The organism is Pseudomonas sp. SWRI81 (genome assembly GCF_014268545.1).
Taxonomy (GTDB): domain Bacteria; phylum Pseudomonadota; class Gammaproteobacteria; order Pseudomonadales; family Pseudomonadaceae; genus Aquipseudomonas; species Aquipseudomonas hamedanensis.
The window spans coordinates 1-393 of sequence record NZ_JABWQS010000104.1; the positions used below are offsets into that span (position 1 = coordinate 1).

At 62.1% G+C, this 393-nt stretch carries 1 protein-coding gene; it reads right to left on the reverse strand.

Annotated elements, in window-relative coordinates:
* A partial coding sequence (locus tag HU765_RS26620; RefSeq protein WP_186624088.1) for a hypothetical protein occupies positions 1-206 on the reverse strand: 206 nt, incomplete at its 3' end.
* Positions 207-393: the final 187 nt, after the last annotated feature.

Sequence of the window (393 nt, forward strand, 5' to 3'; positions counted from 1 at the left end):
CCGGTGCCCCAGAAGATGGTCAACTTGTCGCCAACCGCCATGTTCCCCCACGGACCCGCCTGGCACAGCAGACCATTAAGTGGAAAGTTGCCCAGCGCGGCCGCGATGTTGATGCCCCAGATTTTCACCGGAGTTTCCGCTACCGGGCCGGTGCGACCGGGGATATCGAGTTCCGCGAGGACGAGAGGCTCGCTGGGGCTGGACATGGCGCTGACTCCGTGGGCAAAGGTGACGGAGTGAGTTAACGCGTATTGGAGGGCTTGCGCACCTGTCAGATCTGACAGGTGAAGACGTGCATCCGACGGGCGGTGCGGGTTTCGAGTGGTGCTTGTAAGAAACACGGAGTCAGTGCCGGCCCCTTCGCGAGCAGGCTCGCTCCCACAGGGATCTTAA